General features: G+C 69.3%; 19 protein-coding genes and 1 pseudogene. 13 read left to right on the top strand and 7 right to left on the bottom strand.

Annotated features, from left to right (window positions below):
* Positions 1 to 20: 20 nt before the first annotated feature.
* The 3 genes from VN520_RS24960 to VN520_RS24950 are packed head-to-tail and all read right to left on the bottom strand — an operon-like array spanning position 21 to position 3,605.
* Positions 21 to 704 (bottom strand): hypothetical protein, encoded by a 684-nt coding sequence (locus VN520_RS24960; protein ID WP_325749178.1) that lies wholly within the window; start codon positions 702 to 704, stop codon positions 21 to 23.
* On the bottom strand, positions 701 to 1,123 hold the full coding sequence (locus tag VN520_RS24955; RefSeq protein WP_325749177.1) for a hypothetical protein: 423 nt from the start codon (positions 1,121 to 1,123) through the stop codon (positions 701 to 703). Before VN520_RS24955 ends, VN520_RS24960 begins: the two co-directional genes overlap by 4 nt.
* Before the next feature lie 19 nt (positions 1,124 to 1,142).
* Positions 1,143 to 3,605, bottom strand: coding sequence for a glycoside hydrolase domain-containing protein (locus VN520_RS24950; RefSeq protein ID WP_325749176.1), 2,463 nt, complete (start codon positions 3,603 to 3,605; stop codon positions 1,143 to 1,145).
* 451 nt (positions 3,606 to 4,056) lie between these two features.
* Between VN520_RS24950 and VN520_RS24945 the strand changes: the two genes are divergently transcribed.
* Positions 4,057 to 4,236, top strand: a complete 180-nt coding sequence (locus VN520_RS24945; RefSeq protein WP_325749175.1) for a hypothetical protein — start codon at positions 4,057 to 4,059, stop codon at positions 4,234 to 4,236.
* A gap of 65 nt (positions 4,237 to 4,301) precedes the next feature.
* Here VN520_RS24945 and VN520_RS24940 read toward each other — a convergent pair whose 3' ends face one another.
* Positions 4,302 to 4,877 (bottom strand): SMI1/KNR4 family protein, encoded by a 576-nt coding sequence (locus VN520_RS24940; RefSeq protein ID WP_325749179.1) that lies wholly within the window; start codon positions 4,875 to 4,877, stop codon positions 4,302 to 4,304.
* 136 nt (positions 4,878 to 5,013) lie between these two features.
* Positions 5,014 to 5,249 (bottom strand): annotated as a pseudogene (locus VN520_RS24935) (TraM recognition domain-containing protein); the annotation flags it as partial.
* Between the two features lie 15 nt (positions 5,250 to 5,264).
* Here VN520_RS24935 and VN520_RS24930 point away from each other — a divergent pair.
* From VN520_RS24930 to VN520_RS24915, 4 genes are all read left to right on the top strand, one after another.
* Positions 5,265 to 6,554, top strand: a complete 1,290-nt coding sequence (locus tag VN520_RS24930) for an alpha/beta fold hydrolase (RefSeq protein WP_414719944.1) — start codon at positions 5,265 to 5,267, stop codon at positions 6,552 to 6,554.
* Between the two features lie 12 nt (positions 6,555 to 6,566).
* A complete protein-coding gene (locus VN520_RS24925) occupies positions 6,567 to 7,214 on the top strand; it encodes an MBL fold metallo-hydrolase (protein ID WP_325749173.1) in 648 nt (215 codons plus the stop codon).
* 34 nt (positions 7,215 to 7,248) lie between these two features.
* A complete protein-coding gene (locus VN520_RS24920; protein ID WP_325749172.1) occupies positions 7,249 to 8,028 on the top strand; it encodes an exodeoxyribonuclease III in 780 nt (259 codons plus the stop codon).
* Between the two features lie 132 nt (positions 8,029 to 8,160).
* Entirely contained in the window at positions 8,161 to 8,910 is a 750-nt protein-coding gene (locus tag VN520_RS24915; RefSeq protein WP_325749171.1) for a Clp protease N-terminal domain-containing protein, read from the top strand.
* A 120-nt stretch (positions 8,911 to 9,030) separates the two neighbouring features.
* Here the strand turns inward: VN520_RS24915 and VN520_RS24910 are convergent, their stop codons facing one another.
* On the bottom strand, positions 9,031 to 9,810 hold the full coding sequence (locus VN520_RS24910; protein WP_325749170.1) for an SDR family NAD(P)-dependent oxidoreductase: 780 nt from the start codon (positions 9,808 to 9,810) through the stop codon (positions 9,031 to 9,033).
* A gap of 107 nt (positions 9,811 to 9,917) precedes the next feature.
* Here VN520_RS24910 and VN520_RS24905 point away from each other — a divergent pair, with 107 nt between their 5' ends.
* From VN520_RS24905 to VN520_RS24885, 5 genes are all read left to right on the top strand, one after another.
* Positions 9,918 to 10,376, top strand: coding sequence for a DUF6278 family protein (locus VN520_RS24905; RefSeq protein ID WP_325749169.1), 459 nt, complete (start codon positions 9,918 to 9,920; stop codon positions 10,374 to 10,376).
* Positions 10,377 to 10,478: 102 nt separating this feature from the next.
* Positions 10,479 to 11,222, top strand: a complete 744-nt coding sequence (locus tag VN520_RS24900) for an amino acid ABC transporter ATP-binding protein (protein WP_325749168.1) — start codon at positions 10,479 to 10,481, stop codon at positions 11,220 to 11,222.
* Positions 11,223 to 11,233: 11 nt separating this feature from the next.
* Positions 11,234 to 12,148, top strand: a complete 915-nt coding sequence (locus VN520_RS24895; protein ID WP_325749167.1) for a glutamate ABC transporter substrate-binding protein — start codon at positions 11,234 to 11,236, stop codon at positions 12,146 to 12,148.
* A 16-nt stretch (positions 12,149 to 12,164) separates the two neighbouring features.
* Positions 12,165 to 12,809: an amino acid ABC transporter permease gene (locus VN520_RS24890; protein WP_325749166.1), complete on the top strand. Its 645-nt coding sequence runs from the start codon at positions 12,165 to 12,167 to the stop codon at positions 12,807 to 12,809.
* Positions 12,806 to 13,681 (top strand): amino acid ABC transporter permease, encoded by an 876-nt coding sequence (locus tag VN520_RS24885; RefSeq protein WP_325749165.1) that lies wholly within the window; start codon positions 12,806 to 12,808, stop codon positions 13,679 to 13,681. The genes VN520_RS24890 and VN520_RS24885 overlap by 4 nt, the downstream gene beginning before the upstream one ends.
* Positions 13,682 to 13,973: 292 nt before the next feature.
* Here VN520_RS24885 and VN520_RS24880 read toward each other — a convergent pair whose 3' ends face one another.
* Positions 13,974 to 14,876: an RNA polymerase sigma factor SigF gene (locus VN520_RS24880; protein WP_325749164.1), complete on the bottom strand. Its 903-nt coding sequence runs from the start codon at positions 14,874 to 14,876 to the stop codon at positions 13,974 to 13,976.
* 219 nt (positions 14,877 to 15,095) lie between these two features.
* On the opposite strand from VN520_RS24880, the gene ggt reads away from it, so the two are divergent.
* The 3 genes from ggt to VN520_RS24865 all read left to right on the top strand — a co-directional run bounded on the left by ggt (position 15,096) and on the right by VN520_RS24865 (position 18,278).
* Complete coding sequence (ggt, locus tag VN520_RS24875) at positions 15,096 to 16,901, top strand: gamma-glutamyltransferase (RefSeq protein WP_325749163.1); 1,806 nt, start codon at positions 15,096 to 15,098, stop codon at positions 16,899 to 16,901.
* Between the two features lie 161 nt (positions 16,902 to 17,062).
* Positions 17,063 to 17,737: a glycoside hydrolase family 75 protein gene (locus tag VN520_RS24870; RefSeq protein WP_325749162.1), complete on the top strand. Its 675-nt coding sequence runs from the start codon at positions 17,063 to 17,065 to the stop codon at positions 17,735 to 17,737.
* Between the two features lie 160 nt (positions 17,738 to 17,897).
* Positions 17,898 to 18,278 (top strand): PPOX class F420-dependent oxidoreductase, encoded by a 381-nt coding sequence (locus VN520_RS24865; RefSeq protein WP_325749161.1) that lies wholly within the window; start codon positions 17,898 to 17,900, stop codon positions 18,276 to 18,278.
* Positions 18,279 to 18,406 lie beyond the last annotated feature (128 nt).

Below are 18,406 nucleotides of genomic sequence, written 5' to 3'. Positions count from 1 at the left end.
CGGCTTCCGTCGCTCGTGGGTCAGGCCGCCGTGCGGCGGGCGAACACGCGGGCGTGCTTCCGGCGCCCGGCGTCGAACGCGTCGATCGCTCCGGCACCCTCACCGCCCGCGCCGGTGTTCCACCCGGCGATCTTACGGGCGACACCCTTCACCTTGGGATGGCCCGGTTTCAGGGCTATCTCGAAGTGGGACTCCTTGGGTACAGGGAGGTCACCACCCCAGGCCACCACACCGTCCAGCTCGGCCAGGATGTCGCGGATCACGACCAGCTCCGGCGCGTAGAAGCCGTCCCGCGCACCGAGCGGGTAGGCGTACTCCCTGATCTCGATGGCCGTTCCGGAAAGGTAGTTCGACTCGTAGGGCTGCGCGACGGTACGGGCGGTCCGGTGCCCCTGGACGTCATCGGCCCGCAACTGGTCGATCTCGTAGTGGAAGCGGCGGGCGACGTGCAGCAGGATTGTCGCAGCGTCCCCGTCGGCGAGGCGGACGGACCGGCCACTGCCTTCGATGCCGTACGAGGTGGCCTCGGCCAGCAGCTCCCAGCCGTTGGCGGAACGGCTCCTGGTCCAGGCGGCCGTCGCTGCCCCCGACGTGCTCGTCCGGTCGGCCGCCGCCGCAGGAGCGCTGCCCAGCGCGCCGAGCGCGGTCGCGCCGGCCAGCGCGACGCTGGTCCCGAGCACGTGGCGTCTACTCAACTCGTTCACGGTGTCCCCTTTTTGGTACGTCGATGGATCACGGCCAGCCGTACGGCCCAGGCGAGGCAGGCGACGGCCAGGACGGGCAGGGCGACCAGGGTGGGGTTCACCCACCCCGGCACCAGGTCGTAGCCCGCGTGGCACTTGTCATGGAGCGGGAACCACTGCGTATATTCGCCGAAGTTGGCCCTGCGGTACTCCCGGTCGTAGCGCTGACCGTCGGCGTGGCACGCCTCCTCCGGGTCCAGCCCCGCGACCAGGGAGCCGACGAGGTAGGTGACTCCTGTTCCGACCAGCAGCAGGAGGGCTGTTCCGGCGAACCAGCTGGTGCTGTGCCGCCAGCGCCCGCCGGCCAGTGCCCGGCCCCAGAACCACAGTCCGGGGCCGGCCAGTATGAGGAGGAGCAGCAGGAGGAGAAGAAGTCCCATGGGCTAATTCTGCATGTTCCTATCGCGCCGAGGCCCGCAGCGCCGCCTGCTCGCGGTAGGTCTGGAGATTCTTGCGGTACTGGGCGGCCCTGCTGTTCTCCAGGCCGATCAGGCTGAGTTGGCGGTCGGTGAAACCCTGGCAGAAGTCGTCGAACTTGGCCCCGTTCCCGGGGATCAGGATGTAGTCACCGGGCAGTACGGCGCCGGCCCCCGTGATGAGGGCGAAGCGAGCCGGGCTGATCTTGGAGTCGACGGCGCCGTACAGGAGCTTGCTGCACGACGACTTGGCGTTGCTCGCGGTCTGCCAGCGACGGTCGAAGTGGGAGCGGAAACGGGTCAGCGCGCCGCCGCCGTTGTAGTGGGAGGTCATCCAGTCGACGATGTTGCCGCCCCCGGCGACATGCTTGGCCAGCAGGTATCCGTCGACGTCCTCGATCATGTCGGTGAAGCCGAAGCTGGAGACCGTACCGGGGATGGCGAGCTTGGCCTGGCAGAAGGTGAGCGGTGAGGCGTACTGCTCCTCGGAGTTCCGCCAGTCCGCCCAGAAGGTCATGATGTCGCCGCCCCAGCCGGCCACGTCACCACCGGTCGCGTCCCCCTTGTTGTCCGGGTCGGAGTTGACCAGGAAGCCGTTCGCGGTCGCCATGAGGTGCGTCGCGTCGAGGCTGTAACCGGTGACGGTGTCGGTGAAGGTGTCCTCCACCTGCTCGTTCGCGTCGTTGCAGTACTGCACGAAGCCGGAGTCGTAGCTGCCGGCCAGCCACCACCAGGACAGACCCTCGTACTTCTCGTGCCGGATGTACTCCATCACCAGCCGGCTGGCGTTGGTGTCGACGTTCTTCGCGGCCTTGTAGGCGACGGCGAGGTTGTAGAGCCGGCGTACATAGGCGATGTAGGCGTCGGCCGGGCCCGACTGTTTGTTCACGGAATTGCTGCCCGGCTCGCTGTTGCGGCGCCAGACGTCCCTGTCCAGATCGAAGACGTCCGATCCGTTGGTGACCTTGAACTCCTTGATCTGGTTGATCGCCCAGTTCGACGGCAGGGGAAAGCCGAGGTTGCCGGAGAATCCCCAGGACATGCCGGAGACGAAGGAGTACCGGGCCCCGGTTCTCTTCGTGACGTTGATACAGACGTTGCGGGAGCCGTACACGCCGTGGAAGTACTTCTTGCCCCGGCTGGCCAGGCCCGCCACCACCCCGTTGAAGTAGGCGATGATCCCCTGGGGTGTACTGTCGATCTCCCCCTGCTGGGCGTCGTAGTCCACGGCGAAGTAAATGGTGGTGCCCCGGTTGAAGCCGTAGTCGCTCGCCAGGTCGTGGGCGTTGAGCGCGTGCTGGTAGCCGTGGCTGTAGGTGAAGTCGGACAACTGCCGCGCGTTGTCCTGGTAGATGGGGAAGACCCTCAGCCCCGCAGCGAAGATCGTCTGGAGCTCGCCCGGCTTGATCTCCTTGTCGAGCGTCGACCCCGGAGGGTCGTACAGGTACCGGCCGACGAGACGGTAGTCGTTGTCGTACAGCCAGCGGGCACGGGACGCGGTGATCTCGAAGCGGGTGTCGGAGCCGGTCGCCTCACGGGCGGTGTTGCCCGTCGAGACCAGCAGTTGTGACCAGGTGTCGAAGTCACCCACACCGTAATTGGAGTCTTCGCTCCGGTACAGCTGGGAGAACTCCTGGAAGATCTGGACGAACTCCTTGGTCTTGCTGTCGAAGGAGCTCTTGAACGTCGTGCGCACCTCCGTGTCGTCCAGGCCGCGCATGATCACGGGCTCGTTGAAGACACAGGCGGCCGTGAAGAGTTCGACGAAGATGCCGGAGTCACCCTCGCGGACGGGGTGCGAGCGCAGGCCGGCCTGGGTGCCGGGGCCGTAGTTGCCGTTGGGCTCCAAACCCAGCTCGTACTGGAGAGCGATCATCAAGGACTTCTGTACGTCCCGGGAGTAGATCCCCTCGGCAGGCCCGATGCTGTAGGCACTGCGCTGCCAGTAACGGCCGTTGAGCCACCGCTGGATGTTCCGGATCTTGTCCGTGCCTCCGGCCACGATGACGTACGCGTCCATGTTGAGGATGCACTTGAAGATCTTCGGCGTGACGGTGCCGCCTTCTATGCCCACACCGCCGTCGGGCAGGCCCATGTCGACGCGCATCGCCTTGACCGCCTCGGTGGTGACCGCCCCGAACTCGCCATACCCGTTGGCGCCCCAGTAGCCCTTGCAGAACAGGCCGTGCTGGATGATGCGGACGATGTTCGCGTTCTTGTTCCAGCCGAACCCGATGTCACCGAGCGCTGCCAGCCGGGCCTCCGTGGTCGGCCCGAAGCTGGCGACGACGGGGGAGATGCCGAGCTCGTGCTGGAGGCCCATCACCAGGGAGTACATGGTGGACCAGCCCGTCCGGCCGTCCTCCGGGCAGCGGGAGTAACCGCTCACCCCGCCGTAGGTGGAGTTGACCCACTTCTGGGCCTCCAGAACCTTGTCGTCGGCCATGTCAGGGCCTTCCTCTCCTGCGCCGGCTGCTGCGGACGAGCTCCTTGTCCGACCTGCACCGATATGTAGGGCGGGCCGGGGCCCTCGGGCAGGAACTTAAAGGCCCTTGCTCTCCGGCCTCTCTTCGTCCGGAGAGAAGCCGGCCGTCGAGGCCGAGTCCGGCTCCACCGATGAGGGACTCCTGCCGGCTCGCTCAATCAGGAGCTTTGTCGCGTACTGACCTTCACCGTGTGAGGTTCCCAGAGGTGAGCGGAACCGTTCAGCGGCCGGGGGCCCGGGGGTGAGACTGCCCCGGGCCGCCCGGCCACTGGGTTCGTCACTGTGCGAGGGGCCGAGCACGCGTGGCCCGTTCCTGCCGCGGCGACTGCAAAGAGCTCGAACAACGACTGGCCGCCGCACATGGCGAGATCCTGCGCTTGCAACGGGTGATCCAGTCACACAGGCCGACATCGTGACAGCACTCGCTGGCGGCGACGGCACCAAGGACATCGCCTTCGACGCCATCGCGTTCGTGCCCGGGGGCGGCCTCGGGCGGTTCACCTCCGAGATCCGCCTGCTCGACAATGACGCGTACTTCGTCCAGACCGGGTTCGAGTACTGCGACATCAAGTCGGTCTGCAACATCACCTGACATCTGGACCACAAGCGAAGCGTCCTGCCGGATCATGGATCCGGCAGGACGCTTCGCTTCGTGGGTCAGCCCGTGACCCACTCCAGCATGCGTCCTTCATGGACCGACGGGCGACGCCGCGCGGTCGGCAGCCGCAGCGATGCCTCCACCGCGTCGCACAGGCCGGTCAGCATCAGAGTCATGGACGGCCAGAGCGGCAGGTACTCGGGATCGCCGAACGAGATCTCGCCGACTTCTCCGTAGTGGCCCGTACGGTGGTCGACGAACAGCAGATCACCGGTGAGGGACTGGGCGAAGGGAACCCACTGGGTGTGTGCGGTGCGCCCGACCACTTCTTCCTCGTCACCCCCCTCGACCGCTTCGTGCGCCATGGCGGAAAGGTTCTGATGCCATTCCAGGATTCCTTCGGTATCCAGAAGGCCGTACCCGAGGAGAAAGGCACCGGGCGCCGTGCTGGACCTGCGCGGTGTGACACCGTTGTGTTCCGAGAGAAGCGACTTCAGTTCACCGTGGAGCGGGAAACCGACTCCGCTCTCCAGCCTGGACATATCAATGGCTGAGGCCCCTGGGCGGAGCGTGGAGTGGTCGCCCGGCGCGTTCTGTCGAAGCCACTCCTCAAATCGGCGCCACAGTTCCTGCATGGTGTGCATCCCGTCCATCGTGGTTCCCCGCGCGGGACAGCCGAGCTGTCAGTTCCTCCTGTCACCGTAGCAATCCGGCCGACGGTGGCTCGGGGGTGCCCCGATGCCGCGTAGCGCAAGTTGATCAGTCAGGCCCGGCGGGCAGGATCCGTTCCTGCCGCACCGGTACCGAGGCCGACCTGCCGGACCCCGAATGCGAGGTCGAGGTCGTCTCGACGTCGTGGCCGCCGATCAGACGGCTGAGCTTGTCCGCGAAGTCAGGGCCGTCGTCACCGGAGCCGATGACCTTGACGGTGGAGGCACTCCCCATGGCGTCCATGCCCGTTTCCCCCGGACTTTCTGGCCCTGGCGGTAGCTCCGGAGGTGAGATATGAGAGGGTCGCACGGGTGACCGAGACACCACCGAACACCCTGCAATACCGCTTTGACGGGCCAGAAGACGCTCCGGTCCTGGTGATCGGGCCGTCCCTGGGTACCACATGGCACATGTGGGACCGCCAGGTACCCGAGCTGTCCAAGCACTGGAGAATCTTCCGCTACGACCTCCCGGGGCACGGCGGAGCGCCCGCCTACCCCGCCGCCGCGGTCTCCGACCTCGCCGACCGGCTCCTCGCCACCCTGGACAGCGTCGGCGTCCAGCGCTTCGGGTATACGGGCTGCTCCATCGGTGGCGCGGTCGGCGCCGACCTCGCGCTGCGCCACCCGCACCGGGTCGCCGCCCTGGCGCTCGTCGCCGCGTCGCCCCGCTTCGGCACCGCCGACGAGTTCCGGCAGCGCGGGGTGATCGTCCGCAGCAACGGCCTGGAGCCCATCGCCCGTACCTCCCCGGACCGCTGGTTCACCCCCGGCTTCGCCGCCGCCCAGCCCGCCATCGTCGAGTGGGCCGTCCAGATGGTCCGTACGACCGACCCCGGCTGCTACATCGCCTCCTGCGAGGCCCTGGCGGCCTTCGACATCCGTACGGAACTGCCCCGCATCGGTGTGCCGACCCTCGTCCTGGTCGGAGCCGAGGACAAGGTCACCGGCCCCGCCGAGGCGCGGACCCTGGTCGCGGGCATTCCGGACGCCCGGCTCGCTCTCGTCCCCGGCGCCTCCCACCTGGCCCCGGTCGAGCAGCCGGCCGCCGTCACCGATCTGCTCCTCATGCACTTCTCGACGGCCTGGCAGGACACCCTGGCGTCGATCCCCGCACCGCCGCCCCCGGGCTTCGCCGCCCCGTTCGCCCCGGTCGTCCCCGTCGCGGAGATCACCGCCGGGACCGGCCTGCCCGACGCCTCCCCGGCAGGACGCGACAACCGGTACGAGCGAGGGATGAAGGTGCGGCGCGAGGTGCTGGGCGACGCCCACGTGGACGCCGCGACAGCCGCGTCCGACGGCTTCACCGACGACTTCCAGGAGCTCCTCACCCGTTACGCCTGGGGTGAGATCTGGAGCAGGGAGGGCCTCGACCGCAGGGCCCGCAGCTGTGTCTCCCTCACCGCGGTCGTCGCGTCCGGTCACCTGGGAGGTCTCGCCCAGCACGTCAGAGCGGCCCTGCGCAACGGGCTCACCCCGGTCGAGATCAAGGAAGTGCTGCTCCAGACCGCCGTCTACTGCGGCATCCCGGCGGCGGGCGCGGCGTTCGAGATCGCGCAGTCCGTGATCCAGGAGGAGACGACCCCGCCCGCGTCCGCGTAGCAGGATGGGAGCATGAACGCTTCGTCTCTCACACTGACCAAGAAGGCCCACTCCTGCGTCCGGCTGGAGCGGAACGGGCAGTCGCTCGTCATCGACCCCGGCGGGTTCACCGAGGACGACGCCGCGCTCGGTGCCGACGCGATCCTGGTGACGCACGAACACCCCGACCACTTCGACGAGTCACGGCTGCGTGCGGCGCTGGAGTCCAACCCCGCCGCGCGGGTGTGGACGCTGCGCAGTGTGGCCGAGCAGGTGTCCGCCGCGTTCCCGGGGCGTGTGCACACGGTCGGCCACGGTGACACGTTCACCGCCGCGGGACTGGAGGTGCAGGTGCACGGCGAACTGCACGCGGTGATCCACCCGGACATCCCGAGGGTCACCAACATCGGCTTCCTGGTGGACGGTTCGGTCTTCCACCCGGGCGACGCCCTCACGGTGCCCGACCACCCGGTGGACACCCTGATGCTGCCGGTCATGGCTCCCTGGAACAAGATCTCGGAGGTCATCGACTACGTACGCGAGGTGAAGCCCCGCCGTGCGATCGACATCCACGACGCCCTGCTCACGGACCTGGCCCGCCCGATCTACGACAGGCAGATCGGCGCCCTGGGCGGTGCGGACCACGGCCGGCTGACCCCGGGCGACGCGACCCGCCTCTGACCCGTTTGTCGGTGGGAGCGGTTAGGTTTGCTGCATGCGCATCGCCACCTGGAACGTCAATTCGATCACCGCCCGGCTGCCGAGGCTGCTGGCCTGGCTGGAGAGCAGCGGCACCGATGTGCTGTGCCTCCAGGAGGCCAAATGCACGCTGGAGCAGTTCCCCGTCGAAGCGCTGCGCGAGGCGGGCTACGAGTCGGCGGTCAACGCCACGGGCCGGTGGAACGGCGTCGCGCTGCTCTCCCGTGCGGGTCTCGCGGACGTCGTGACGGGGCTGCCCGGCGGCCCGGACTACGAGGGCGTGCAGGAGCCGAGGGCGGTCTCGGCCACCTGTGGGCCCGTCCGTGTCTGGTCCGTCTACGTGCCCAACGGCCGCGAGGTCACCCACGACCACTACGCCTACAAGCTGCGCTGGCTGGCGGCACTGCAGAAGGCCGTCGCGGGAGACGCGGCGGGCGCGCTGCCGTTCGCGGTCCTCGGCGACTTCAACATCGCTCCGACGGACGAGGACGTCTGGGACCCGGCCCTGTTCGAGGGCGCCACACACGTCACTCCCGCCGAGCGGGAGGCGCTCGCCGCGCTGCGCGAGGAAGGGCTCTTCGACGTGATGCCGCGCCCCCTGAAGTACGACCACCCGTATTCCTACTGGGACTACCGTCAGCTCGGCTTCCCGAAGAACAAGGGCATGCGGATCGACCTCGTCTACGGCAACGCCTCCTTCACGGCGGCGGTCAAGGACAGCTATGTCGACCGCGAGGAGCGCAAGGGCAAGGGCGCTTCCGACCACGCCCCGGTGGTCGTGGACCTCGACTTCTGACGCCGCCGGTGCCCGGGCGGCACCGACGTCCCCGCGTCCGCCGCTCTCGCGGACGGCGGACGCGGAACTCGCCCGGACTCGAAATGTCAACCTGAGGTTGACGCCACTTGGGTGTCAACCTAAGGTTGCCTCATGACGAAGCCGTTGCGTGCCGATCCGCCCGTCCGCCTCGACGACCTGATCGAAGCGATCAAGAAGACCCACACCGACGCCCTGGAGCAGCTCACAGGAGCGGTGGTCGCGGCAGATCACCTGGGTGAGATCGCCGACCACCTCATCGGCCACTTCGTGGACCAGGCGCGGCGCTCAGGCGCCTCGTGGACGGACATCGGCCGGAGCATGGGGGTGACCCGGCAGGCCGCCCAGAAGAGGTTCGTGCCCAGGAATCCCGGCGAAGCGCCGGCCCTGGACCCGGGCCAGGGCTTCGGCCGGTTCGACGAGCGGGCCAGGAACGTCGTCATGGCCGCCCACAACGAGGCCCACGCGGCCCGCAACGACGAGGTGGGTGTGGGACACCTGGTCCTGGGCCTCCTGGCCGAGCCGGACTCCCTCGGTGTCCAGGTGATCGCCGGGCAGGGCGTCCCGCCGGAGGCGGTCCGGGAGGCGGCGGCGCTCACCCTGCCCGCCGCGGCCGACGAGGTCCCCGAGCTGATCCCGTACGACGCGGAGGCACGCAAGGTCCTGGAGCTCACCTTCCGCGAGGCGCTGCGCCTCGGCCACGGCTTCATCGGGGCCGGGCACATCGTGCTGGCCCTGCTGGAGTTCGAAGGGGGCGCGGGCGTGCTCACCGGGCTGGGCGTCGACAAGGAGGTGGCGTCGTCCGACGTCGCCGCGGCGGTGGCCGCCGAGACGGGCGATCCCGCTCCGGGCGAGCAGAGCTGAAGCGGCTGTCCACCTCCCGGCGCACAGGTGGCGAAGAGTCCCTTCCGTGAAAAGGAGGGTCCCGTCATGCGCTGCGGATGCCGCCCCTGGCCGGGGCGGCATCGTGCGTGCGAGGTCGGCTCAGTGCACCGAGAATCCACCGTCGACGAACAGCGACTGCCCGGTGACGTAGGCGGAGGCCGCGCTCGCCAGGAACACCGCGGCTCCCGCGAAGTCCTCGGCCAGCCCGTTGCGTCCCACCATGGTGCGAGCGGCCAGCGCCGCCACCCGCTCCGGGTCGGACGACAGCCGCTGGTTGAGCGGCGTCATCACGAACCCGGGCACCAGCGTGTTGCAGGTGACTCCGTGCGGCGACCAGGCCTCGGCCTGCGAGCGGGCCAGTGACTCCAGCGCACCCTTGGAGACGCCGTACGCGCCGCTCTGCACGAACGCGCGGTGCGCCTGCTGGGAGGTGATGTGGATGATCCGGCCGAAGCCGCGCTCGGCCATGCCCGGGCCGAACCGCAGACCCAGCAGATGGGGAGCCTTGAGGTTCACCGCCATCGTGGTGTCCCAGACGTCCTCGCCGAGCTCGCTCATCGGCGGCCGCAGGTTGACGCCTGCGCAGTTGACGAGGATGTCGGGCTCGCCGAACACGGCCGCGGCACCGTCTCCGGCCGCGCGCACGCCCTCGGGAGTCCCGAGGTCGGCGCTCACCCAGGCCGCCCGGCAGCCGGCGTCGGTGAGTTCACCGACGGTGCGCACCAGTTCCGCCTCCCTGCGTGCCACGACCACCACGCTCGCGCCGGCGCGTGCGAGCGCGTCGGTGATGCCCCGGCCGATGCCGGAGCTGCCGCCGGTCACCACGGCGACCCGGCCTTCCAGCGAGAAGAGTTCGGACAGATACCTCTGCGACGTCATCCCCGTACCTTAGACAGAAGGCCAGGTCATGGACGGGGCGGGGCCCGGGACCGGTACAGTTGCGCGTCCTGCGGAGCGGAAGGCGTCAGGGGTGGGATCCTGGTGGCATGATCCCTTTCCTGGACAACTGGCGTAAGCGCCAGGGCGGTGCGCGGGGGGCGGCTCTCGCGGCCGCTGTCGAGACCGATCCGGAGGGCGTCGCCGAGCTGTTCGCGGAATGCGAGTTGCTGCGGGCCCGAGCAGGGCAGTGCGGCCTCGAACTCGACGACAGCCCGGCCTCGTTGTCCGCGCTCGACCAGATGCCGCCCCTCTGGCGCGACGATCCGGAGGAGCTGCCCTGGGTGGGCAACGACGCCGGTCTCTACCTCGGCACCGTACTGGTGCGTACTGTTCCCGGTGCGGTCTGGGACATCCTGGCGGGCGGAAAGCCGGTGGTGCGTCTGGCTTCGGGGCGCGAGATCGACGTGGTCGCCGCCGGTCTGGACTGGGCGATGTCGGGCAGCCCCGAACTTTCGGAGATGTACGCGGAGACGGCGGAGAGCGGCCCCGAGGCCAAAACGCGATAAACAGCCTTATGTGCCGCTGGTGCGTGTCGGCGCCCAAGCGCGTGATCACCCCGGATAGTTTGCGCTGACCTTGACACGAGCGACAAGTGGGTAGGGCAGCGTATGGCCGTCGATCCGTTGATCGAGCTGCGGGACGTCAACAAGCACTTCGGAAAGCTGCACGTACTGCAGGACATCAATCTCACCGTCGGCCGCGGGGAGGTGGTGGTGGTCATCGGCCCCTCCGGATCGGGCAAATCAACGCTCTGCCGGACCATCAACCGACTTGAGACGATCGAGTCCGGTCATATTGCCATCGATGGGAAGCCGCTCCCGGAGGAGGGAAAGGGACTCGCGGAGCTCCGGGCCGAAGTGGGCATGGTCTTCCAGTCGTTCAACCTGTTCGCCCACAAGACCGTGCTGGCGAACGTCTCGCTCGCCCAGCTCAAGGTCCGCAAGCGCAAGAAGGACGAGGCCGACCGGCGCTCCCGGGAACTGCTGGAGCGGGTCGGGCTCGCGTCGCAGGCGGAGAAGCTTCCCGCCCAGCTCTCCGGGGGGCAGCAGCAGCGCGTGGCCATCGCCCGTGCCCTCGCCATGGACCCCAAGGCGCTCCTCTTCGACGAGCCCACGTCGGCGCTCGACCCGGAGATGATCAACGAGGTCCTGGAGGTCATGCAGCAGCTCGCCCGTGAGGGCATGACCATGGTGGTCGTCACGCACGAGATGGGCTTCGCCCGGTCCGCCGCGAACCGCGTGGTGTTCATGTCCGACGGACGCATCGTGGAGGACCGCACCCCGGAGGACTTCTTCACCGCCCCGGAGAGCGACCGCGCCAAGGACTTCCTGTCCAAGATCCTCAAGCACTGACAGGGGGAACCGTGTTGCGTACGAGGAACATCGCGGCCGTGCTGGCCTGCCTCCTGCTCACCGCGCTCGCCGCCGGCTGCGGCAGGGAGGGCAGCCCGCCGGTCAAGGGACCGAAGGCGGGGGAGCTGCCCCGGTACACGGTCGACACCGGATTCCGGCTGCCGGAGTCGAAGACCTGGACGAAGGCCAGGAAGCGTGGCCACCTGGTCGTCGGCGCCAAGGAGGATCAGCCCTACCTCGGCGAGAAGGACCCCGCCGGCGGAGGCTACTCCGGCTTCGACATCGAGATCGCCCGCATGATGGCGGCCTCCCTCGGCTTCGAGCCGGACGCGATCCGCTTCCGGACCATCGCCTCGGCCAACCGTGAGACGGCGCTCCAGAACGGGCAGATCGACTATTACGTCGGCACCTACACGATCAACGACATGCGCAAGAAACTCGTCGGCTTCGCCGGGCCGTACTACATGGCCGGGCAGGGGCTGCTCGTGCGTACGGACGAGAACGACATCCACGGGCCGCAGGACCTGGCGGGCAGGACCGTCTGCTCGGCCGCCGGGTCGACCCCCTACCAGCGCATCGCCGCCGACTTCCCCGAGGCGGACCTCGTCGCGTACGACACCTACTCGATCTGCGTCGACAACCTGCTGACCTTCCAGGTCGACGCCGTCACCACGGACGACGCGATCCTCCTGGGCTTCGCGGCCAAGGCACCGGACGAGATGAAGGTGGTCGGCAGACCCTTCTCGGAAGAGCCGTACGGCATCGGTGTGCCGCGCAGTGACAACGCGCTGCGCGCCGCGCTCAACGACGCGCTGGAGGCCGACGAGAAGAACGGCAACTGGAAGAAGGCGTTCGAGGCGACTCTCGGCCTGTCCGGAGTGCCCGCGCCGAAACCCCCGCCCATCGACCGTTACCCGGCGAACTGAGGGGCCGGCCACCACCATGGATGTACTGACAGAGAATTTCTCGCTCTACGGCAAGGGCTTCCTCGGCACCGTCGAACTCACCGTCTACGCCTCGGCCCTGGCGCTGGTGCTCGGCTTCGTCATGGCGTCCTTCCGGGTCGCGCCGGTCGGCTCGCTCCGGGTGATCGGCACCGTCTGGGTCGCGGTGCTCCGCAACACCCCGCTGACACTTCTGTTCTTCGCCGTCCTGCTCGGCCTCCCGCGCTTCGGCCTGGTCCTGCCCTTCCAGGTCTTCGCGGTCCTCGCCCTAGGCTGCTACACCTCGGCCTTCATCTGCGAGGCCCTGCGCTCCGGCATCAACACCGTGCCCACAGGACAGGGCGAAGCGGCGCGCAGCCTCGGGATGTCCTTCGGGCAGACACTCAACAACGTGGTGCTGCCGCAGGCCTTCCGGTCGGTGATCCCGCCGGTGGGATCGACGCTCATCGCGCTCGCCAAGAACTCCGCGATCGCGGGGGCCTTCAGCGTCACCGAGCTGCTGGGCACCTACAAGACCCTCAACGAACTCGGCTACAGCATCATCTGGTCCTTCATCTGGATCGCCGTCGGATACCTGATCATCACCCTCGCCATCAGCGCGCTCTTCAACGTGTTGGAGAAGCGCCGGGGAGTCGCCCGATGACCCGCTCCACCGCCTCCGCCACCGCTCTCTACGACCTCCCCGGCCCCCTCACCCGCAAGCGGCACTTCCTCTACGGGGTCCTCTCGACGGCTGTGATCCTCGCGCTGCTCGGCTGGATCATCCATCTGCTCCTCGACACGGGCCAGTTCACCGGCTCGAAGTGGACTCCCTTCCTCTACACCGGCATTCAGGAACTGCTGCTGCGCGGGCTCGGCAACACCCTCAAGGCCTTCGCCTGCGCGGCGGTCCTCTCGCTCGCACTCGGAGCCGTGCTGGCCGTCGGCCGGCTCTCCGACCACAGGCCGGTGCGCTGGATCTCGACGCTGCTCGTCGAGTTCTTCCGGGCCATGCCCGTGCTGGTGATGATCTTCTTCATCTTCGTCGCGCTCAAGGTCCAGCCGCTTCCGGCACTGGTGGCCGGGCTGACCCTCTACAACGGGTCCGTGCTCGCGGAGGTATTCCGGACCGGGATCAACTCCGTGGAGCGGGGCCAGCGGGAGGCGGCGTACGCGCTGGGCATGCGCAAGACACAGGTCACCACCCACGTCCTGGCCCCCCAGGCCGTCCGTGCGATGCTGCCCACCATCATCAGCCAGCTGGTGGTGGCGCTCAAGGACACCTCGCTGGGCTATCTGATCACCTACGAGGAGTTCCTCCACGCGGGCAAACTGGTCGCGTCGAACCTCGACTACGATCTGCCGTTCATCCCGGTGGTCATGGTGATCTCGCCCATCTACATCGGGATGTGCATGCTGCTCTCCTGGTTCGCCACCTGGGTGGCCGGACGGGAGCGGCGCAACCCGAAGACGGAGGGCACGGGAGTCGCCGCCGCCGAACCAGGAACGGTGCTGCCGGGCCGCCACCCGAAGTAACCGTCGGTGAGCCCGTCCGGCAGCAGCCGGTGATCACTCCTCCACCGTGGAGCGGGACGCGATCCGTATCCGTGCCCGGCGGGGGAGAAGGTCAGCTGCGTGCCGGCCGGTTCGCGGCCGGTGTGGCGAGGAATGCGGCCGGCCCGGGCGCCGTGGGCGTGGAGCGCGGCTCCACGCCCACGGGGCGGCTCGGGGAGGGGGAGGGACGGAGGCGGCCGCCGGCCGGGAAAGCGGCCTGCGGCCGACGCCGGTGCGTCGGCCGCAGGCCGCTCGTACGAGGAGTGAGTACCGCTCAGGCGTCGATGCTCATGCCGGCACGGAGCTTGCTGATGATGCGGGCCAGCAGCCGGGAGACGTGCATCTGGGAGATGCCCAGCTCGGCCCCGATCTGGGCCTGGGTCATCTCGGCGCCGAAGCGCATCCGGACGATGCGGCGCTCACGGTCGTCGAGCTGTTCCAGCAGCGGGGCGAGGGTGTGCAGGTTCTCGATGGCCTCCATGGCGGGATCGCGCTCGCCGAGGACTTCGGCGTAGGCCCGCTGGTCCTGGCTGTCGTCGCCCTCGGAGGAGGGGGTGTCCAGGGAGCCGGCCGAGTAGCCGTTGGCCGCGATCAGACCCTCGATGATCTCTTCCTCGCTCAGATCGAGGTGGGCGGCCAGCTCCTTGACGGTCGGGTCGCGGTCGAGCTTGGAGGAGAGGAGTTCCTTGGCCTTCGCCAGTTCGACCCGCAGCTCCTGGAGGCGGCGCGGCACGTGCACGGACCAGGTGGTGTCACGGAAGAACCGCTTGATCTCGCCCACGATGTAGGGCACCGCGAACGTGGCGAACTCCACCTCGCGCGACAGGTCGAAGCGGTCGATCGCCTTGATCAGGCCGATCGTGCCGACCTGGATGATGTCCTCGGTGTCGTCCCCGCCCCGGTTGCGGAACCGCTGCGCCGCGAAGCGCACCAGCGAGAGGTTCATCTCGATCAGCGTGTTGCGCGCGTACTGGTACTCGTGCGTGCCCTCCTCCAGCGTCTGGAGGCGGTCGAAGAACAGCTTGGACATGGCGCGCGCGTCCTGCGGCGCGACCTTCCCCGCGTCCTCGATCCACGGCAGGTCCTGCACCCCGGCATCCGTACCGGCACCGGTCATGACGTCCGACTCCGTCGCCGTGTCATGAGCTCCGGTGGTCCGTACCGACATCGCCGTCATGGTGTCACCCTCCCTCAGATACTCACGTTCGGGCGAGCCCGTACCCCGTGTCCGCGATGTCATTCCTCCTTCTCCCGAACTTTCCGGGAAACCTGCACGGCACGGGAAGTGATGCGCGGGGCGGTGTGACCGCCGCGGCACGCACGTGACCGAGATGGTCCTGACGACGCGGGGGACGTGGGGCTACCCTGCGCGGACGATCCTTCTCAGGAGGTACGGATGCGTCATTCCGTCGGCCGGAATGTGTCGTTCCCACTCGTGATCGCCGTCATCGGCTCGCTCGGTGCCGCGGCCCCCGCAGCCTCGGCGCCACCCGTTCCGCCCCCCAAGTCGCCTGTCGCGGTGGGATACGGAGGCGCGGTGTCGAGTGTCGACGCGGACGCCTCGGCGGCCGGTATCGAGGTACTCCGCAAGGGAGGCAACGCCGTCGACGCGGCTGTCGCCACCGCCGCCGCACTGGGTGTCACGGAGCCCTACTCGGCGGGCATCGGGGGCGGTGGGTACTTCGTCCTCTACGACGCCAGGACGCGCAGCGTACAGACCGTCGACGGCCGTGAGACCGCCCCCCGCAGTGCGGACTCCTCACTCTTCCTGGAGAACGGGCAGCCGATCCCCTTCAACGACGCCGTCACCAGCGGACTGGGGGTCGGCACCCCCGGCACGCCCGCGACCTGGGAGAAGGTGCTCGACGCCTGGGGCAGCAAGCCGCTCGGGCGGCTGCTGGAGCCGGCCGAGCGGCTGGCGCGCGACGGATTCGTCGTGGACGAGACCTTCCGCTCCCAGACCGCGGCCAACCAGGCGCGGTTCGCCGACTTTCCCGCGAGCGCCGAACTCTTCCTGCCCGGCGGCAGGTTGCCGGTGACCGGATCGGTGTTCAAGAACCCCGACCTCGCCCGCACCTACAGGCTGCTGGCCCGCGAGGGAGTCGACGAGCTGTACCGGGGCGAACTCGCCCGGGACATCGTGTCGACGGTGCGGAAGCCGCCCGTGGACCCGGCGGCGACGCGTGTGGTGCGCGCGGGAGATCTGACGGCCGGCGACCTGAGAGGCTACCGCGCGCTGCGTCAGGCCCCGACCAGGACCGCCTACCGAGGCCTCGACGTGTACGGCATCGCGCCGTCCTCGTCGGGAGGTACGAGCGTGGGTGAGGCCCTCAACATCCTTGAGTCGACGGACCTTTCGGAGGTGAGCAGGACGCAGTACCTGCACCGGCTCATCGAGGCGAGCAGGATCGCGTTCGCCGACCGGGGGCGCTGGGTCGGCGACCCCGCGTTCGAGGACGTGCCGACCCGGGAACTCCTCAGCCAGCGCTTCGCCGACTCACGCGAGTGCCTCATCAAGGACGACGCGGTCCTCACCAGTCCGCTGCCTCCGGGCGACCCGCGCGACCCCGTCCGCTGCGCCACCGGGGGCAGGGCCGCCCCGACGACGTACGAGGGGGAGAACACGACGCACCTGACCACCGCGGACAAGTGGGGCAATGTCGTCGCCTACACCCTGACGATCGAGTCGACCGGCGGCAGCGGAATCACCGTGCCGGGGCGGGGCTTCCTGCTCAACAACGAGCTGACCGACTTCTCGTTCGCGCCGGCGGATCCGGCGGTTCACGACCCCAATCTGCCCGGCCCCGCCAAGCGTCCGCGCTCGTCGATCTCGCCGACGATCGTGCTGGACCACGGAAAACCCGTACTCGCCCTGGGGTCACCGGGCGGTGCCACGATCATCACCACCGTCCTGCAGTCGCTGACCGGCCATCTGGATCGGGGGCTGCCGCTGGTCGAGGCGATCGCCGCCCCGCGCGCCAGCCAGCGCAACTCGGCCACCACCGAGATCGAGCCGGGGCTGTGGGACAGCCCGGTGCGCGAGGAGCTGGAAGCCATCGGGCACGTGTTCAAGGAGAACCCCGAGATCGGTGCGGCCACCGGTATCCAGCGCCTCCCCGGAGGGCGCTGGCTCGCGGCCGCCGAAAAGGTGCGGCGTGGAGGCGGTTCGGCCATGGTGGTAGCGCCGAGCGGTCGTCCTTGACCGATCCGCGCAAGCAGAGGCCTCGGGGCCGGAAGGGCGCGGTTCACCGCGCCCTTCCGGCCCCGAGGCCTCGATGCGGCCGGTCGCGTTCGCGGCGGACCGCATCGCGAGGAAGAGCCCGTCAGGGTTTCTTCGTGTCCAGCGAAAGGGCATCTACGACGGTGCGTACGCGAATGCTCGTCCTCTCCGCGCTCTCCGGCGCGGCACTGCTCGCCCCAGCGCTTCCCGCCGCGGCCGCCGAAGGCGGGGGAAGCCCGGTCGGGGCCGCCGAACTGCTGGCCCGGGTGAAGGACTGCGCCCGGATCTCCCAGGGGAAGTACCGGCCCGACCGGAGCGCGGCCGCCACGATCCCGGTCTGCGGGACCGATGAGGCGGTGTTCTGGACAGCCGACATGGACATCGACTGCGACGGCCGGGTGACGACCGCCTGCAACCCCAGGACCGACCCCTCCTTCCAGCCCCGGACGGCCTTCCAGGGTTCCGACGGCAAGCCCCTGGACTCCGCCGGGGTGCCGTACGTCGTCGTCCCCGCCCCCGGCCCGCTCTGGGACCACTCCGGCTCAGGCATCAAGGGCGGTGGTGCGGCAGCCGTCGTCCACGACGGCAAGGTCCGCTACGCCGTCGTCGGGGACACGGGCCCCGCCGGAATCATCGGCGAAGGTTCGTACGCCCTGGCCCGGGCGCTCGGCATCGATCCGGATCCGAAGACCGGTGGTACGGCGTCCGGTGTCACCTACATCCTCTTCAGGAACTCCAAGGTGTCACGGATCGAGAGTCCTGCCGCCGCGGCCGGCGCCGGTGAGGCGCTCGCCCGGAAGTTCGCCGGGGGAGCCTGAGGGGCGGGCGGCGCGGTCCGGCCGGAGTGCCGTCAGGACGCGGGGCCGGCGTCCGTGACGGCCACCGGGTGCCCGGTGCCGCCAGGGCCGGCGGGGGCACGGGCAGCGCTGCCGGAGCCGGGGTGCTGCCGCTCACCGCGCGGGGAGTAGGGTCGCGCCCGTGACCCTCCAGGACTTCGCCCGCAGCGAGTACGTCAGCCTGACCACGTACCGGAAGGACGGCACGCCCGTCGCCACGCCCGTCTGGGCCGCGGTGGACGGTGGTGTGCTGTACGTCTGGACCCGGTCCGATTCCTGGAAGGTCAAGCGGCTGCGCAAGGACAGCCGGGTCCTCGTCGCCGTCTGCGACGCCCGTGGCCGCATCGCCGAGGGCGCGCCGAGCGCCGAGGGCACCGCTCGGCTGCTCGACGGCGACGGTACCGCGGCGGTGCGCAAGATGCTCGCCCGCAAGTACACATGGAAGTTCTGGCTCGTGGACCGGCCCGCCACGGTCGTACGGCTCGGCAAGCGGCCCCACACGGGGATCGCCGTCACCCTCTGACCGGGACGGGGCGCCGCCTGGACGTGCCCCTCCGTGTCCGGGCTCCGCGGGGCGCGCTGCGCATCGGCAGGGGCCGGTGGTGACGGGGACCGCGGCGCGCTCCCGCCGGTGCCGCGTCAGCCGGGGCC

Source organism: Streptomyces sp. (assembly GCF_035563135.1).
GTDB lineage: Bacteria > Actinomycetota > Actinomycetes > Streptomycetales > Streptomycetaceae > Streptomyces.
This window is presented reverse-complemented; position numbering and strand designations above follow the sequence as displayed.

What these genes read in the sequence shown, in the direction of transcription:
- VN520_RS24955 (WP_325749177.1), bottom strand. Translation starts at nt 1,123, where the DNA reads ATGGGACTTCTTCTCCTCCTGCTGCTCCTCCTCATACTGGCCGGCCCC.
- VN520_RS24950 (WP_325749176.1), bottom strand. Translation starts at nt 3,605, where the DNA reads ATGGCCGACGACAAGGTTCTGGAGGCCCAGAAGTGGGTCAACTCCACC.
- VN520_RS24940 (WP_325749179.1), bottom strand. Translation starts at nt 4,877, where the DNA reads ATGCAGGAACTGTGGCGCCGATTTGAGGAGTGGCTTCGACAGAACGCG.
- VN520_RS24925 (WP_325749173.1), top strand. Translation starts at nt 6,567, where the DNA reads ATGAACGCTTCGTCTCTCACACTGACCAAGAAGGCCCACTCCTGCGTC.
- VN520_RS24920 (WP_325749172.1), top strand. Translation starts at nt 7,249, where the DNA reads ATGCGCATCGCCACCTGGAACGTCAATTCGATCACCGCCCGGCTGCCG.
- VN520_RS24915 (WP_325749171.1), top strand. Translation starts at nt 8,161, where the DNA reads ATGACGAAGCCGTTGCGTGCCGATCCGCCCGTCCGCCTCGACGACCTG.
- VN520_RS24910 (WP_325749170.1), bottom strand. Translation starts at nt 9,810, where the DNA reads ATGACGTCGCAGAGGTATCTGTCCGAACTCTTCTCGCTGGAAGGCCGG.
- VN520_RS24905 (WP_325749169.1), top strand. Translation starts at nt 9,918, where the DNA reads ATGATCCCTTTCCTGGACAACTGGCGTAAGCGCCAGGGCGGTGCGCGG.
- VN520_RS24900 (WP_325749168.1), top strand. Translation starts at nt 10,479, where the DNA reads ATGGCCGTCGATCCGTTGATCGAGCTGCGGGACGTCAACAAGCACTTC.
- VN520_RS24890 (WP_325749166.1), top strand. Translation starts at nt 12,165, where the DNA reads ATGGATGTACTGACAGAGAATTTCTCGCTCTACGGCAAGGGCTTCCTC.
- VN520_RS24885 (WP_325749165.1), top strand. Translation starts at nt 12,806, where the DNA reads ATGACCCGCTCCACCGCCTCCGCCACCGCTCTCTACGACCTCCCCGGC.
- VN520_RS24880 (WP_325749164.1), bottom strand. Translation starts at nt 14,876, where the DNA reads ATGACGGCGATGTCGGTACGGACCACCGGAGCTCATGACACGGCGACG.
- ggt (WP_325749163.1), top strand. Translation starts at nt 15,096, where the DNA reads ATGCGTCATTCCGTCGGCCGGAATGTGTCGTTCCCACTCGTGATCGCC.